Raw genomic sequence first — 15,552 nt, forward strand, 5'->3', positions numbered from 1 at the left:
GAAACCGGCGTGGGTGGGGCTGTGCGCTGGTTGAGGTGTGAGGAGCGCTAGCGACGAGCCTCGAAACCCGGTGGGCCGGGAGTCGGCCCGGGTCGAGGCCATCTCCCGGGCGCGGGGGGACCGTCATGGTCGCCGCGCGACCTGCTCAGCCACCGGCGCGGTCGACGGCTGCGTCGGACGGTCACCGGGTCGCCCGCGCTCGACCTCGTCGCGGTACCACGGTGGTGGTCCGCAGCCCGAAGCGCAGCGGAGCGACCCGGTCGCGCCCCAGGCCGTGGAAGGTGACGTCCTCCTCGGTCCAGCGCCGTCGGATCAGCTGCGCCCCAGCCGTCGCTGACCGTAGTGGTGTCGCCACGGTGGCCGGGCGTCGCGTCGTTGGGCAGGTACAGAGGTGGTCGGCGCTCGTGCCGCCCTGGGCTACTCATTCAGCAGGAAACGGATGAATGCCGAGGGCACTACTGTCCCCGGCATGCGACTCAAGCTGGGACGGCCCGACCTGGGCCGCTACGCCGACCGGTTCGACGTGCCCGAGGCGACCGGCGGCCTCTCGGTCACCTTCCTGGGCGTGGCCAGCCTGCTGGTCGACGACGGGACGACGGCCGTCCTGACCGACGGGTTCTTCTCGCGACCGCCGCTGCTGCGGGTCGGCCTCGGCAAGGTGGCCCCCGACCGGGCCCGGATCGACGCCGCGCTCGCTCGCGCGGGCATCGACCGGCTGGCCGCGGTGGCGCCGGTGCACACCCACTTCGACCACGCGCTGGACTCCGCCGTGGTCGCCAACCTGACCGGGGCCGACCTGCTGGGAGGGGAGTCGACGGCCAACGTCGGCCGCGGCCACGGGCTGGCCACCGACCGGATCCGCGTGCTGGCGGACGGCGAGACCGTGACGTACGGCAACCTCGCGCTCACGTTCGTCGAGTCCCACCACTGCCCGCCGGACCGGTTCCCGGGGGCGATCGAGACGCCCGTCGTACCGCCGGTGAGCGCGCGGGCCTACCGCTGCGGGGAGGCCTGGTCGATCCTGGTCGCGCACGCCGGCGGCCGGACCGCGCTGGTCCAGGGCAGCGCCGGCTTCGTGCCCGGCTCGCTCGCCGGGCGGCGCGCCGAGGTGGCCTACCTGGGCGTCGGCCAGCTCGGGGTCCAGGACGAGGACTACGTGCGGACCTACTGGGACGAGACGGTCGCGACGGTCGGTGCCCGCGAGGTGGTGCTCGTCCACTGGGACGACTTCTTCCGCCCGCTCGACCGCCCGCTGCGTGCCCTGCCCTACCTGGGCGACGACCTCGACGTCACGGTGCGCCTGCTCGACGAGCTGGCGCACCGCGACGGGGTCCGGGTCCGGTTCCCCACGCTGTGGCGGCGCGAGGATCCGTGGTCCTGAGTCAGTCGTCGAGGGCCGGGTAGTCGGTGTAGCCCTCGGCGCCGCCGCCGTAGAAGGTGTCCGGGTTCGGCTCGTTAAGCTCGGCACCGGTCAGCCACCGCTTCGGCAGGTCCGGGTTGGCCAGGAAGAGCCGCCCGACGGCGACCGCGTCGGCGAGGTCCTTGTCGAGGATCTCCTGGGCCGACTCGCGGGTGGTGACCTCGCCGAAGCCGCTGTTGAGGATCGTGACGCCACCGAAGGTGCGACGGAGGTCCTGGGTGAGGTCGGCCTTCGGGTCGGCCAGGATGCTGAGGTAGGCGAGCCCGAGCGGCGCCACCGCCTCCAGGAAGGTCGTGTACGTCGCCGCGACGTCCGCGGGCTCGTCCTCGGTGGCGCCCTGGATGTTGTGGGCGGGGGAGATCCGCAGGCCGACCCGGTCCGGGCCGATCGCCTCGGCGACCGCCCGGGTCACCTCGATCGCGAAGCGGGCGCGGTTCTCGGGCGAGCCGCCGTACGCGTCGGTGCGGTGGTTCGAGCCCGGGGCGAGGAACTGGTGGATCAGGTAGCCGTTGGCGGCGTGCACCTCGACGCCGTCGAGGCCGGCCTCGACGGCGTTGCGCGCGGCCTGGACGTAGCCCTCCACGACCGAGGGGATCTCGTCCAGGGCGATCTCGCGCGGCGTCGGGTGCGGCTTCGGGCCGTCGGGGGTGAACATCTCGTTCGGCGCGGCGATCGCGCTCGGCGCGATGACCTCCTGGCCTCCGGTGTTGTCGGGGTGCGAGACCCGGCCGGCGTGCATGAGCTGGGCGACGATCCGGCCGCCGTTCGCGTGCACGGCGTCGGCCACCCGGCGCCAGCCGGCGAGCTGCTCGGCGGAGTGGAAGCCGGGCGTGTCGAGGTAGCCCTGGCCCTCGGCGGTGGGCTGGCTGCCCTCGGTGATGATCAGGCCGGCGGAGGCGCGCTGGGCGTAGTACTCCACCGCGAGGTCGCCGGGCACGGTGCCGGTCGCGCGGTTGCGGGTCAGCGGCGCCATCACGAGGCGGTTCGGCAGCGTCCAGGCGCCGGCGGTCAGGGATTCGAAGAGATCAGCCATGCTCGGCACAGCGACGACCGGTGGCCGTCTGTTCCGGATCGGGGCGGTGAGGAGCCTCACCGTGTGAAGGCGGCTCCGTCGGGGTTGGTCGCCGCGAGCAACCGCCGGCCGAGCGCCTCGACGGTGGCCCGCAGCTCCGGACCGCCCTCGACGTGGAACGGCGCGGGAAGGGTGGCCAGCTGCTCCGCGAAGTAGACCGGGTTGCCGGTCGAGGCGACCAGCCGGGTGGTGGCGGCGTCGACCGGCTCCAGGCGGCCCATGGTCCGCGGCACGCACCGGCGCAGGTCCTCGACGGGCGCGTCGACGAGCACGCGGACGTCGTACTCCCAGCCGATCGCCAGGTTCTCCTCGAGCAGGGCGACGGGGTCGAGGTCCGCCGGTGGGACGAAGGTGTCGGCGAGGGGCTCGACGTGGCGCACCCGGTCGACCCGGTAGGTCCGCACGGCGTCGGCGCGCAGCGAGCGGCACACGAGGTACCACCGGCCGTAGCGCACCACCACGGCCCACGGCTCCACCTCGGCGTCCCACTCGCGGCCGCCCTCGGAGCGGTAGGCGACGCGCACCCGGCGGCGCTCGGCGCACGCCTCGACCAGGGCGACGGTGGTGCCGGGGTCGGGGCGGGAGCCGGAGCGGTCCGGCACCGGCGCCGTCGTACGGCGGACCGCCTCGGCCTGGGCCGCGACGCTGCGGGGCAGCGCCCGCAGCAGCTTGCCGAGCGCACGTCCGACCGGCCCGTCGGTGTCGGCGGCGTCGTGCTGGCCGTCGAGCGCCGCCATCACCAGCCCGAGCGCCTCGTCGCCGCTGAACAGCAGCGGCGGCGGCCGCATCCCGCGGCCCAGTCGGTAGCCGCCCGCCGGTCCGCGCACCGACTCCACCGGGATGTCGGCCTCGCGCAGGATGCCGACGTACCGGCGTACGGCGCGGGGTGTGACGCCCAGCCGCGCACCCAGCCGCTCGGCCGTGATGCCGGGGGAGTCCTGCAGGACCTCGAGCGCGAGCAGAGCCCGTGCGGTGGGACTGGCGTCGATCGTCACGAGGAAATCTCCGATGCGGAAGCAGATCGTCCGCAATGGATCCTACGCTCGGGGACATGGACGACGAGGAGTGGATGCAGGACGGCGGCCCGGCCCTGATCGGCGTGGGCGCCGAGACCGACGTCGCCGGCTACCACGAGGCCTTCCGGCACCTGGAGGAGCTGTGGGACGACACGGTCGGGAGGGCTCGTGCGCTCGATCCGGCGCTGCTGCACGCGCAGGTCGGCGGCGAGTGGTCGTTCACCGAGACGCTGCGCCACCTGCCCTTCGCGACCGAGAGCTGGGTCGGCCGGGGTGTGCTCCAGCTCCCGGCCCCGTGGCACCCGCTGTCGCTGCCGTGGGACCAGATGGAGGACTCGCCGGGCATCCCGCGCGACCGCGCCGTACGCCCCTCGCTCGACGAGGTGCTCGCGCTGCGTGCGGACCGGCAGGCCCTGGTCCACCGCGCCCTCGACCAGGTCGGCGACACGCACCTCGATGACGTCTGCACCATCCCCGAGGGCAGCGCGTGGCCGCCTCCGGGCGAGCAGCTGCCGCTCCGGGAGTGCTTCAACACCGTGATCAACGAGGAGTGGTGGCACCGGCGGTTCGCCGAGCGCGACCTCGCCGTCCTCATCGAACGAGAGGCATCGTCATGACCGACTGGTGGGAGCCGCCGTTCCACGGCACCGAGGCCGAGCAGCTGATCGGGGCGCTCGACCGGCAGCGCGCGACGTTCCGGTTCAAGGCCGACGGCCTGGACGCCGCTGGCCTCGCGTCGCAGCCGATCGCGAGCTCGTCGCTGAGCCTCGGCGGGCTGCTGAAGCACCTGGCCGCGGTGGAGGCGACGTACGCGTTCTGGAAGGCGTTCGGCGAGAACCCGGGCGAGCCGTGGGCGTCGGCCGACTGGGAGGGCGACCCGGGGTGGGACTTCCGCAGTGCCGCCGACGACAGCCCCGCCGAGCTCTACGCCCGCTACGACGACACGGTGGCCCGGGCCCGCGCGCGGGTGGCCGAGGCGATCGCCACGGCCGGCCTCGACCAGCCCGTCCAGGTCACCGGCCCCGACGGCGCTCCGGCGAACCTGCGCCGCCTGATCGGCGACCTGCTCGAGGAGTACGGCCGCCACACCGGTCACGCCGACCTGCTCCGCGAGGCGATCGACGGCGTGACCGGCGAGGACCCCACCCCCGGCTGGACCCCCACCACCCCCGCTCCTGGAGGAGACGCATGACCACGCTGACCGACCGCCCGCACACCGCCCTCGTCGTGATCGACGTCCAGGTCGGCGTCGTCGGCGACGCCCACGACCGCGACCGGGTCGTGGCCAACGTCGCCACCCTCGTCGACAAGGCCCGCGAGGCGGGCACCCCGGTCGTCTGGGTCCAGCACTCGCACCCCGAGCACCTGCCGATCGACTCCGCCGGCTGGCAGTACGTCCCCGAGCTGACCGTCGCCGACGGCGAGCCGGTCGTCCGCAAGACCTACGCCGACTCCTTCGAGGACACCGACCTCGAGGAGGTCCTCGCCGCCGGCCGCATCGGACGGCTGGTGGTCGCCGGTGCGCAGACCGACGAGTGCATCCGCTCGACCCTGCACGGTGCGCTGGTCCGCGGCTACGACGCCACCCTGGTCTCCGACGCGCACACCACCGAGGACCAGAGCGCGTACGGCGCCCCGACCCCCGACCTGGTCATCGCCCACACCAACCTCTACTGGCAGTACCACCGCGCCCCCGGCCGCGAGGCCGGGGTCGTCACGACCGCGGAGGCGACCTTCGCCTGAGGCGGCGATGAGTCCCACGGGCGAGGCCGGTCGGAACCCCCATGACCACCACCAACCTCGCCGACCTGTACGACCTCGCGCCCCTGGACTGGGCCCGGGTCACCGCTCGCCTGGACGCCGGCTTCGAGCAGGCGCCCGGGGGAGGCGGCCCGGACCGGCACACCTGCTGGCTCACCACGCTCAACGCCGACGGCAGCCCGCACGTCACCGGCATCGGCGCGCTCTGGGCCGAGGGCTCGTTCTGGTTCGAGACCGGGCTCACGACGCGCAAGGGCCGCAACCTGCTGCGCGACCCGCGGTGCGCGTTGAGCCTGGCAACCGACGTGTTCGACCTGTCGCTCGGCGGCACGGCCACCCTGGTGACCGACCCCGACGTCGTGGCCGCGCGGGCCGCCGAGTGGTCGGCCGACGGCGGCTGGCCGTGCCGCGTCGACGAGAGCGGTACGGCGCTCACCGCGGAGTTCAGTGCCCCCTCGGCCGGGTCGCCGCCGTGGCACGTGTTCCGGATCGACGCCCGCTCGGCCGCCGCGGTCGAGACGGTCGAGCCGGGCGGTGCCACGCGCTGGGACTTCTGACCGCGGACGCGGGCGTCCCGGGCCAGACTGGCTCGCGTGACGCACGTGCGCCGTACCCCTGACGAGCGGTTCGCCGCCCTGCCCGGCTTCCCCTTCGAGCCCCGGTACGTCGAGGTCCGCGCCGACGGGGTCGAGCCGCTGCGGATGCACCACCTCGACGAGGGCCCCGCGGACGGGCCGGTGGCGCTGCTGCTGCACGGCCAGCCGACCTGGTCCTACCTCTACCGGCACGTGATCCCGGTGCTGGTCGCCGCGGGGATCCGGGTCGTCGCCCCCGACAACATCGGGTTCGGTCGCTCCGACAAGCCGACCGAGCGGACGGACTACACGCTGGAGCGGCACGTCGCGTGGACCCGCGGCCTCGTCGCGGCCCTCGACCTGCGCGACGTCACCCTGGTCGCCCAGGACTGGGGCGGCCCGATCGGCCTGAGCGTGCTCGCCGCGGAGCCGGATCGGTTCGCCCGGGTCGTCGCCGCCAACACCATCCTGCACACCGCCGATCCGGCGCTCGACGGTCCGCTGACCTGGGCGCTGCACGGCACGGGGGACTCGCGGGTGGTGGTCGAGGAGGCGCTGCTCGACTACCTCCTGCACTGCGTCCGCGCGCCCGAGCTGCGGGCCGGCGACTTCGTCGGAGCGGCCACCGCGCACCCGCTCGCCCCCGAGGTCCTCGCGGCGTACGACGCGCCCTTCCCCGACGCCGAGCACACCGCCGGGCTGCGTCAGATGACGGCGCTGCTCCCGCTCACCCGCCGCGACGCCGGTGCGCGGATCGGCCGTCGTACCTGGCGGGCGCTGGAGTCCTTCGACCGGCCGTTCGTCACCTGCTACTCCGACAGCGACCCCGCCACCCGCGGCTGGGACCGGGTCTTCCAGGAGCGGGTGCCCGGCGCGCGCGGACGCGACCACGTCACGATCGCGGGTGCCGGGCACTTCCTGCAGGAGGACGCCGGGGCCGAGCTGGGTCGGGTCGTCGCCGAGGTGGTCCGGACGACGTAGCGGCCGCCCCCGGGCCCTAGGTCGCCGACAGGGCGTAGCCGAAGCGCTCGTAGTCGGTGCGGTAGAAGTCGCCGATGCGCTCCAGGAGCGCGGGCGACACCGAGACGTCCGAGCTCCGGACCCCGGCCAGTCGGCGACTCCTCAGTGCGTGCGGGAGGTCGCCCTCCAGGCCGAGGTCGAACCGGTCATTCAGGTCAGCGGCCACCGACTCGAGGCCGTCCTCCATGCGGTAGACCTCCGCGCCCGGCACCAGGAACTCGCTCTGCGGCCGGAGGTGGTTGTCGAGCGTGTAGGGGTCCAGGTCGTAGCGCGCCATGGCCCAGTCCCAGAACTGCGCCACCGGCCCGGGCTCGGTGCTGATCGTGCCGTCGGGCTGCTTGCTCGGCGGCTGGAAGTGCGAGCTGGAGTTGCGCATGACGTACTCGGACCGGAACCGCGCGACCGGGTCGCGGGCCACCAGGAACACGAGGTCGAAGCGGTCGAGGCGGAAGACCTGCTCGAGGAGTGCGAGGTGGAAGTGCTGCGGTGAGCAGCGCAGCTTCCGGTACAGGTCGGCGTCGGTGTTAGGGGTGACCCGTCCCTCCATCGCCCACCCGGACCGGGTGAACAGCTTCTCGAGACTGGTGCCGCCGGTCTTGGGGATGTGGACGAACAGGACCGAACGGCCGTCCTTCAGGAAGACAGGCATGGACTGGCGACTCTCTGGTTCGGCGACGAGGGGGAGCTCCGCTCCGGGCCGCGACGATACGGCACGCGTGCGACCGTCGGACCCGAGGGCGGACGGCTCACCACCCCGGTGGCAGCGAGGTGAAGTCGGGCTCGCGCCCCTCGGCGAACGCGGCCAGCGCCTCGAGGTTGGCCGGGCCGCCCATCAGCTCGGCGAAGGCGGCGTTCTCGCGCTCGCGGGCGGCGTCGATCCCGGCCCGCAGGGGAGCGGTCATCGCCCGCTTCACGGCGACCAGGGAGGAGATCGGCCGCCGGGCGAGCAGGGTCGCGTGCCGGGTCGCCTCGGCCACCAGGTCGGCGGGCTCGCAGACCCGCCAGACCAGACCCATCGCCAACGCCTCCTGCGCGGAGATCCACTCCGCCGACAGCAGCACCCAGGCGGCGTCCTGGCGACCCAGCAGACGGGGGAGCAGGTACGACGACGCCGCCTCCGGAGCGACCCCCAGCGAGGTGAACGGGCACTTCAGCCGGGCCGTGGACGCCATGAACGCGAGGTCGGCGAAGCCGAGGATCGTCGTCCCGATGCCCAGGCCGACGCCGTTGACCGCGCACACGAGCGGCTTGGGGAAGTCGACCAGCGCGTCGACCAGCCCGACGAAGCCGTGCTCGCCGCGCTCGAACGTGGGGTCGGTGGCCATCCGGTGCATCTCCAGGAGGTCGGTGCCGGCGCTGAACCCGCGGCCGTTCCCGGTCAGCAGGACCACGGCCACCGCGGGGTCGGCCGCGGCGTCGAGCAGGGCCTGCGCGGTGGCGTCGTACAGGGCCTCGTTGAAGGCGTTGAGCGCCTCGGGCCGGTCCAGGGTCAGCGTGCGGACGCGGTCGCGGTCGGAGATCTGCAGCATGGTCCCGGAGACTAGAACAGGTTCCACTGTCCGTGGGGTGACGTACCGTCGAGACGTGTCCTCCCTGACCCGCGTGTGGCGCCCCGACTGGCCGTGCGGGGTTCAGATGATGCGGATCCACAAGCGAGGCGGCGGTGACCCGACCTACCGCATCGACGACGACCGGCACTGGCGCGGGATCCGCACGCCACAGGGCCCGGCGACGCTGGTCCTCTGGTCGCGCCCGGCTCTCGGCGAGGTGCACGCGGAGGCGTGGGGACCCGGTGCCGGATGGGTGCTCGACGCGGTCCCCGGCCTGCTCGGCGCCGACGACGACCCGACCGGCTTCGACCCCCGGCACCCCGTGCTGGTCGAGCTGGTCCGTCGGTACGGCGAGCTGCGGATCGGCCGGAGCGGGCTGGTGATGGAGTCGCTGGTCCCGGCGATCATCGAGCAGAAGGTGACCGGCCAGGAGGCCTTCGCGGGCTTCCGGATGCTCGTCCACCGCTTCGGTGAGCGGGCGCCCGGCGCGGGGGCCGACCGGTCGCTGTGGGTCCAGCCCGACGCCGCGACCCTGCGCACGGTGCCGTCGTGGGAGTGGCTGCGGATGCACGTCGATCCCGCGCGCTCGCGCACGGTCGTGACCGCGGCGCGGGTCGCCGACTCCCTGGAGCGCACGCTGACGGTGCCCCACGACGAGGCGGCGCGACGGCTGACCTCGCTGCCCGGCATCGGCCGCTGGACGGCCGCCGAGACCCTGCAGCGCGCCCACGGCGACCCCGACGCGGTGTCGTTCGGCGACTACCACGTCGCCAAGGACATCGGCTGGGCGCTGACCGGCGAGCCGTTCGACGACGACCAGCTGGAGGAGTTCCTCGAGCCCTACCGGCCGCACCGCGGTCGGGTGCAGGCCCTCCTCGGCATCGCCCGGCTCCACCGGCCGCGACACGGCGCCCGGATGGCCCCGCGGACGCACCTCCCGGCGACGGTCACCCGGCCGTGATATCTGTTACCTGATGACACAGGTATCTCTCGGCCCGCTGCTCACCGCCTCCGCCGAGGAGGCCTCGGCGTACGTCGACGGGGCGGACCCGGAGGCGCTGGTCGCCGCCGTGCGCGCGGCCGCCGACGACGAGGTCCTCGCGCTCGTCGACCGTCCGGAGGTGCGCCGTGCCGCGGTCGGGGGCATCCTCGCCCGGCTCCACGAGTACGCCGACGCCGACCGGCTCGCCGTGCTGCACGGCTCGATCCGCTTCGACCTGGCCCAGCACGACCGGGTCGTCGAGCGTCACGTCCTCGTCGTCGACCACGGCAGGTTGGAGCTGGTCCCCGACGTGGCCGACGACGAGCCGGCCGACGTGGTGCTCGCGACCAGCGTCCTCGGCTTCGTGCGGCTGGTCAGCGGCGAGCGGAACGCTGGGCTGGAGCTGCTCGGCGGCGGCCTCGACGTGGTCGGTGACACCGACCTGGCGCTCGCCCTCGGCGGCATCTTCGTGGTGCCCGGCACCGACCGGGTGGCGGTCGACCCGACCCGGCTCGATCCGGTCGACGTCGCGACCGTGCTGGCCCACGGCGACGAGGCGCACCTGCGTCGGGTGATGTCGTCCGGGTTCCGCCCCGTGGTGCTCGACGAGATCTTCCGCCGGCTGCCCGAGTTCGTCGACGCCCGCAAGGCCGCCCGCTGCGACCTGACCGTCGGGTTCCGACTGCTGGGGGCGCCCGATGGGGAGGTGGAGCGTCGTACCGTCCGGGTGCTGAGGGGCCTCGCTACCGTGACCGCGGGCGACGAGGGCGAGGAGCGCGACGCCACCGTCACCTGCGAGGGCCACGACTTCGTCCGGCTCGCGACCGGTCACCTCTCCGCCGTCGCCGGCGTCCTGAGGGGGCGGCTGAAGGTGCGCGGCGACAAGGCGAAGGCGCTGAAGCTCGCCGACGTCATCGACTTCCCGCGGGCGCGGTAGGCCTCAGCGGCGCCGCAGGGTGGGGTCGAGCAGCGACGGCGGGGTGTCGACCTTCTCGTCGGGGGCCAGGTCCACCCCGGGCGCGACCACCTCGTCGATCGCGTCGAGCACGTCGGGGGACAGGACGGTGTCCGCAGCGGCGAGCTGGGCGTGCAGGTGGTCGAGCGTCCGCGGCCCGATGAGCGCGCTGGTCACCCCGGGGTGGGCGGTGACGAAGCCGAGCGCGAGCTGGACCAGGGTCAGGCCGGCCTCGTCGGCGATGGTGACCAGCTGCTCGACAGCGTCCAGCTTGGCCCGGTTGACCGGGTTCGCGAGGTCGAAGCGGTCCTGCACCCGCGCCAGCGACGCCCGGTTCGTGCTGATCTCGCGCCCGGCCCGGATCGCCCCCGACAGCCAGCCGCCGGCGAGCGGGCTCCAGACCAGGGTGCCCAGGCCGTACTCCTGCGTCACCGGCAGCACGTCGCGCTCGATGGCCCGCTGCAGGATCGAGTAGCCGGGCTGCTCCGTGACGAAGCGACCGAGGTGGTGCTCGCGCGCGGCCCACTGTGCCTGCACGATCCGGTAGGCGGGGTACGTCGAGCTGCCGAAGTAGCGGATCTTGCCCGCCCGCTGCAGATCGGTCAGCACCGACAGCGTCTCCTCGTCGCTGACCGTCGGGTCCCACCGGTGCACCTGGTAGAGGTCGATGTGGTCGACGCCCAGCCGCCGCAGGCTGTGGTCGAGCTCGGTGGTGATCCAGCGGCGCGAGGCGCCCTGGTGGTTGCGCTCCTCGCTCATCGGGCCCCAGACCTTGGTGGCCAGGACCAGGTCGTCGCGTCGGCCGGCGATCGCCCGGCCGACGATCTCCTCCGACTCGCCGACGCCGTACCAGTCGGCGGTGTCGATGACGTTGACCCCGGCATCGACGGCGGCGTCGACGAGGGCGGTGGCGTCGTCCGGGCCGACGCGACCGAGGGCGCCGAAGTTCATCGCGCCGAGCGCGAGCGTGCTGACCCGGACGCCGGTGCGGCCGAGGATGCGGTACTGCATGACGGGTTCCTCCCGAAGTGGCATGATGGAAGCGGAACGATGTTCCGCAAACCACGATACGGAACACCGTTCCGTTTAGCAAGGAGGTCGGGTGCCCCCCGCCAAGCGTGCCGATGCGCGGCGCAACGAGCAGGCGCTGCTCGCCGCCGCCGCGACGGTGTTCGCCGAGTCCGGCGTCGCCGCGCCGGTGCGCGAGGTGGCGTCCCGGGCCGGCGTCGGCGTGGCCACCATCTACCGGCACTTCCCGACCCGGGCCGACCTGGTCGTCGCGGTCTTCCGCCACCAGGTGGAGGAGTGCGTCGAGGCGGTCCCGGGCCTGCTCGCCGACGGCCCCACGCCGTACGACGCCCTGGTGCGCTGGGTCGACCTGTTCGTCGACTTCCTGGTCACCAAGCACGGCCTCGCGGAGGCCATGCAGGGCGAGGACGAGGCGCACGCGACCCTGCACGCCTACTTCGTCGAGCAGCTCGTCCCGGCCTGCGCCGCCCTCCTCGACGCCGCAGTCACGGCCGGTCAAGTGGCGCCCGGCGTACGCGCCCTCGACCTGCTGCGGGGGATCGGCAACCTGTCGGTCGGCGACGGCACCTTCGGGTACGACGCGCGTCCGATGATCGACACGCTGGTCGCCGGGCTGCGCGCTTGAGCCCGAGGCGCTAGAGCAGCGGTCGCAGCGGCGCCAGGATCATCTCGGTGAACTTGCGGTGCAGGTCGCGTGCCTCCCACTCGCCCTGGGTGAGCTCGAGGGTGTTGGACTGGTCGGTCGCGAAGATCTCCTCGAGCGTGCGGGCGAAGGCCTCGTCGAAGACCTCGACGTTGATCTCGTAGTTGCCCTGCAGGCTGAGCCGGTCGATGTTGGCGGTGCCGACCGTGGACCAGCTGCCGTCGACCGTCGAGGTCTTGGCGTGCACCATCGCGTCCTTGAAGCGGAAGATCCGCACCCCCGCGCCGAGCAGCTGGCTGAAGTAGCCGCGCGAGATCCAGTCGGCCACGATGTGGTTGGACTTCAGCGGCACCAGCAGGCGTACGTCGACGCCGCGGCGCGCGGCCTCCTTCATCGCGTCGACGAAGTCCTGGTCGGGCGTGAAGTAGGCCTGGGTCATCCACACGTTGACGCTGGCCCGGTTGATCGCCTCGATGTACATCGAGCGGATGGGGAACATCCACAGCCGTGGCACGTTGCGGTGGATCCGGATCCGCGGCTCCCACGTCGAGGCGGTCTCCAGCAGCAGCGGCCGCTCGCTGGCCCGGATCCGGCGCCGCCGGTTGAGGTTCCAGAAGTCGGCGAAGGCGCGCTTGAGGTCCCACACGCCCGGGCCGGTGATCCGGACGTGGGTGTCGCGCCACTCGGTCTCGTAGGCCGAGCCGATGTTGTAGCCGCCGACGAAGCCCTCGCCGTCGTCGACGACGAGGATCTTGCGGTGGTCGCGGCCGTAGCGGGTGAGGTCGAAGAACCTCCAGCCGGCCGGGTAGACGGGGTAGCGCAGCACCTTCATGTTCGACGGGAAGTGCTTGAACCGGGGCGAGACCACGAGGTTGGCGAAGCCGTCGTAGATGCAGTAGACCTCGACGCCCCGGTCCGCGGCCGCGGACAGGGCGGCCTTGAACCGCTCGCCGATCTCGTCGCCCTTCCAGATGTAGGTCTCGAAGAGCACCTGCTTCTGGGCGCCGTCGATGGCGGCGAGCATGTCGTCGTAGAGGTCCCGGCCGAAGGTGTACGTCGTCACCTCGCCGTCGCCGATCGGCACGGGGTGGGGCGCGGTGACCGGGAACGGCTTCGGCTTCTTGCCGCGGCGGCGGTAGGAGTCGACCAGCGACATCACGACCGCGACGACCAGCGGGACGCCGAAGACGGCCATCAGCGTCCGGCGCAGCGCCCGCAGGACCCGCTCGGTGGTCCTCGGTGCGCTCGTCCTCACCGGGACAACATAGCGACGAGCACCGACTGTCGGTGGCCCCGCCTACGCTGGACGCATGCGCCCTGTCACCGATCTCGAGCGCCGGGTGGCGCCGCTGAAGGTCGAATCCGACTACCAGCCGTCCGGCGACCAGCCGACCGCGATCGCCGAGATCACGAAGCGGATCAACGGCGGCCTCGAGGACGTCGTGCTGCTCGGCGCCACCGGCACCGGCAAGACCGCGACCGTGGCGTGGGTGGCCGAGCAGGTGCAGCGCCCGCTGCTGGTGCTGCAGCCCAACAAGACGCTGGCCGCCCAGTTCGCCAACGAGCTGCGCCAGCTGTTCCCCCACAACGCCATCGAGTACTTCGTCAGCTACTACGACTACTACCAGCCCGAGGCCTACGTCCCCCAGACCGACACCTACATCGAGAAGGACTCCTCGATCAACGAGGAGGTCGAGCGGCTGCGGCACAGCGCGACCAACTCGCTGCTGACCCGCCGCGACGTGATCGTGGTCAGCACGGTCTCCTGCATCTACGGCCTCGGCACCCCCCAGGAGTACGTCGACCGGATGCTCCGGCTGCGTGTGGGCGAGGAGCACGACCGCGACACGGTGCTGCGCCGGCTGGTCGAGATCCAGTACACCCGCAACGACATGGCCTTCACCCGCGGCACCTTCCGGGTCCGGGGCGACACGCTCGAGATCTTCCCGGTCTACGAGGAGCACGCGGTCCGCATCGAGTTCTTCGGCGACGAGATCGAGCGGCTGATGACCCTGCACGCCGTCACCGGCGAGGTGCTCACCGAGGACCAGGAGCTCTACGTCTTCCCGGCCACCCACTACGTCGCCGGCCCGGAGCGGATGGAGCGGGCGATCAAGGGCATCGAGCTGGAGCTGGAGGACCAGCTGGCCAAGTTCGAGCGGGAGGGCAAGCTGCTGGAGGCCCAGCGGCTGCGGATGCGCACGACGTACGACGTCGAGATGATGCGCCAGGTCGGGTCCTGCTCCGGCATCGAGAACTACTCGATGCACATGGACGGCCGCGGGCGCGGCACCGCGCCCAACACGCTGCTCGACTACTTCCCCGAGGACTTCCTGCTGGTCGTCGACGAGTCCCACGTCGCCGTGCCCCAGATCGGCGGCATGTACGAGGGCGACATGTCCCGCAAGCGCAACCTGGTCGAGCACGGCTTCCGGCTGCCCAGCGCGATGGACAACCGGCCCCTGCGTTGGGAGGAGTTCCTCGAGCGGATCGGCCAGACGATCTACCTCTCGGCGACGCCGGGCGACTACGAGCTCGACAAGGTCGGCGGGGACACCGTCGAGCAGATCATCCGCCCGACCGGCCTGATCGACCCCGAGGTCGTGGTCAAGCCGACCAAGGGCCAGATCGACGACCTGATCCACGAGATCCGGACCCGGGCGGAGAAGAACGAGCGGGTCCTGGTCACGACGCTGACCAAGAAGATGTCCGAGGACCTCACCGACTACCTCCTCGACGCCGGCATCCGCACCCGCTACCTGCACTCCGAGGTCGACACCCTGCGCCGGATCGAGCTGCTGCGTGAGCTCCGCCTCGGCGAGTACGACGTCCTGGTCGGCATCAACCTGCTCCGCGAGGGCCTCGACCTGCCCGAGGTCTCCCTGGTCTCGATCCTCGACGCCGACAAGGAGGGCTTCCTGCGCTCCGACAAGTCGCTCATCCAGACCATCGGCCGTGCGGCCCGCAACGTGTCGGGCCAGGTCCACATGTACGCCGACAAGATCACGCCCTCGATGGAGGCCGCGATCGACGAGACCAACCGGCGCCGCGCCAAGCAGGTGGCCTACAACACCGCCCACGGCGTCGACCCCCAGCCGCTGCGCAAGAAGATCGCCGACATCACCGAGATGCTCGCCCGTGAGGACGAGAACACCCAGGCCCTGCTCCAGACCTGGGCCGGCACCGAGGCCAAGGGCCGCGCCGGCGGGGTCAAGGCGAAGCAGCCCGTGCCCGCCCTGCGCGAGGGCGACGCCGGCAAGCACGCCGCCGACCTGGCCGGCATGCCCAGCTCCGACTTGGCCGAGCTGATCCAGGGCCTCACCGACCAGATGCGCACCGCCGCCGCCGAGCTGCAGTTCGAGCTGGCCGCCCGGCTGCGCGACGAGATCTCCGAGCTCAAGAAGGAGCTCCGCCAGATGATGGAGGCGACGAAGTGAGTCTCGATACACCGCCTCGTGCCTCGGCGGCACTCGACCACCGAAGCCGCTGATTCGTCGCCTTCGTTGGTCGAGTAGGCCCAAGGGACGAG

16 protein-coding genes are annotated in these 15,552 nt (G+C 72.6%); 10 read left to right on the forward strand and 6 right to left on the reverse strand.

The features are described from left to right. The first annotated feature begins 469 nt into the window (after positions 1-469). Positions 470-1,381 carry an MBL fold metallo-hydrolase gene (locus BLT76_RS10925; RefSeq protein WP_090855184.1) on the forward strand — a complete coding sequence of 304 codons (912 nt, stop codon included), beginning with the start codon at positions 470-472 and terminating at the stop codon, positions 1,379-1,381. A 1-nt stretch (position 1,382) separates the two neighbouring features. Here the strand turns inward: BLT76_RS10925 and BLT76_RS10930 are convergent, their stop codons facing one another. Both BLT76_RS10930 and BLT76_RS10935 read right to left on the reverse strand, forming a co-directional pair. Beyond that, on the reverse strand, positions 1,383-2,453 hold the full coding sequence (locus tag BLT76_RS10930; RefSeq protein WP_090855187.1) for an alkene reductase: 1,071 nt from the start codon (positions 2,451-2,453) through the stop codon (positions 1,383-1,385). Between the two features lie 56 nt (positions 2,454-2,509). Then, positions 2,510-3,487: a helix-turn-helix transcriptional regulator gene (locus BLT76_RS10935; protein WP_090855190.1), complete on the reverse strand. Its 978-nt coding sequence runs from the start codon at positions 3,485-3,487 to the stop codon at positions 2,510-2,512. 56 nt (positions 3,488-3,543) lie between these two features. Here BLT76_RS10935 and BLT76_RS10940 point away from each other — a divergent pair, with 56 nt between their 5' ends. Genes BLT76_RS10940 through BLT76_RS10960 form a run of 5 tightly spaced genes read left to right on the forward strand, consistent with a single transcriptional unit; the run spans position 3,544 to position 6,825 of the window. Further along, positions 3,544-4,125 carry a DinB family protein gene (locus BLT76_RS10940; RefSeq protein WP_170867021.1) on the forward strand — a complete coding sequence of 194 codons (582 nt, stop codon included), beginning with the start codon at positions 3,544-3,546 and terminating at the stop codon, positions 4,123-4,125. Further along, a complete protein-coding gene (locus BLT76_RS10945) occupies positions 4,122-4,700 on the forward strand; it encodes a mycothiol transferase (protein WP_090855196.1) in 579 nt (192 codons plus the stop codon). Before BLT76_RS10940 ends, BLT76_RS10945 begins: the two co-directional genes overlap by 4 nt. Further along, positions 4,697-5,251 (forward strand): cysteine hydrolase family protein, encoded by a 555-nt coding sequence (locus BLT76_RS10950; protein WP_090855199.1) that lies wholly within the window; start codon positions 4,697-4,699, stop codon positions 5,249-5,251. Before BLT76_RS10945 ends, BLT76_RS10950 begins: the two co-directional genes overlap by 4 nt. A 41-nt stretch (positions 5,252-5,292) precedes the next feature. After that, the gene (locus BLT76_RS10955; protein ID WP_090855202.1) at positions 5,293-5,826 is read left to right on the forward strand and encodes a pyridoxamine 5'-phosphate oxidase family protein; all 534 of its coding nucleotides are present in this window, start codon (positions 5,293-5,295) and stop codon (positions 5,824-5,826) included. 36 nt (positions 5,827-5,862) lie between these two features. Next, a complete protein-coding gene (locus BLT76_RS10960) occupies positions 5,863-6,825 on the forward strand; it encodes a haloalkane dehalogenase (protein ID WP_211752876.1) in 963 nt (320 codons plus the stop codon). Between the two features lie 16 nt (positions 6,826-6,841). Here the strand turns inward: BLT76_RS10960 and BLT76_RS10965 are convergent, their stop codons facing one another. Both BLT76_RS10965 and BLT76_RS10970 read right to left on the reverse strand, forming a co-directional pair. Beyond that, a complete protein-coding gene (locus tag BLT76_RS10965) occupies positions 6,842-7,513 on the reverse strand; it encodes a sulfotransferase family 2 domain-containing protein (protein ID WP_090855205.1) in 672 nt (223 codons plus the stop codon). Between the two features lie 97 nt (positions 7,514-7,610). After that, a complete protein-coding gene (locus BLT76_RS10970) occupies positions 7,611-8,393 on the reverse strand; it encodes an enoyl-CoA hydratase/isomerase family protein (RefSeq protein WP_090855208.1) in 783 nt (260 codons plus the stop codon). Positions 8,394-8,448: 55 nt separating this feature from the next. Between BLT76_RS10970 and BLT76_RS10975 the strand changes: the two genes are divergently transcribed. Together BLT76_RS10975 and BLT76_RS10980 are read left to right on the forward strand one after the other, a co-directional pair. After that, on the forward strand, positions 8,449-9,375 hold the full coding sequence (locus BLT76_RS10975; protein WP_244509360.1) for a DNA-3-methyladenine glycosylase family protein: 927 nt from the start codon (positions 8,449-8,451) through the stop codon (positions 9,373-9,375). Positions 9,376-9,388: 13 nt separating this feature from the next. Continuing rightward, positions 9,389-10,333: an SCP2 sterol-binding domain-containing protein gene (locus BLT76_RS10980; RefSeq protein ID WP_090855214.1), complete on the forward strand. Its 945-nt coding sequence runs from the start codon at positions 9,389-9,391 to the stop codon at positions 10,331-10,333. Positions 10,334-10,336: 3 nt separating this feature from the next. On the opposite strand, the gene BLT76_RS10985 is transcribed toward BLT76_RS10980, so the two are convergent. Further along, positions 10,337-11,362: an aldo/keto reductase gene (locus tag BLT76_RS10985; RefSeq protein ID WP_090855217.1), complete on the reverse strand. Its 1,026-nt coding sequence runs from the start codon at positions 11,360-11,362 to the stop codon at positions 10,337-10,339. Positions 11,363-11,453: 91 nt separating this feature from the next. Here BLT76_RS10985 and BLT76_RS10990 point away from each other — a divergent pair, with 91 nt between their 5' ends. Further along, the gene (locus BLT76_RS10990) at positions 11,454-12,005 is read left to right on the forward strand and encodes a TetR/AcrR family transcriptional regulator (RefSeq protein ID WP_090855220.1); all 552 of its coding nucleotides are present in this window, start codon (positions 11,454-11,456) and stop codon (positions 12,003-12,005) included. A gap of 10 nt (positions 12,006-12,015) precedes the next feature. Here the strand turns inward: BLT76_RS10990 and BLT76_RS10995 are convergent, their stop codons facing one another. Continuing rightward, positions 12,016-13,278, reverse strand: a complete 1,263-nt coding sequence (locus BLT76_RS10995; RefSeq protein ID WP_244509361.1) for a phospholipase D-like domain-containing protein — start codon at positions 13,276-13,278, stop codon at positions 12,016-12,018. Between the two features lie 55 nt (positions 13,279-13,333). Between BLT76_RS10995 and uvrB the strand changes: the two genes are divergently transcribed. Continuing rightward, positions 13,334-15,460 carry an excinuclease ABC subunit UvrB gene (gene uvrB, locus BLT76_RS11000; RefSeq protein ID WP_090855223.1) on the forward strand — a complete coding sequence of 709 codons (2,127 nt, stop codon included), beginning with the start codon at positions 13,334-13,336 and terminating at the stop codon, positions 15,458-15,460. Positions 15,461-15,552: the final 92 nt, after the last annotated feature.

Source organism: Nocardioides lianchengensis (assembly GCF_900101465.1).
GTDB lineage: Bacteria > Actinomycetota > Actinomycetes > Propionibacteriales > Nocardioidaceae > Nocardioides > Nocardioides lianchengensis.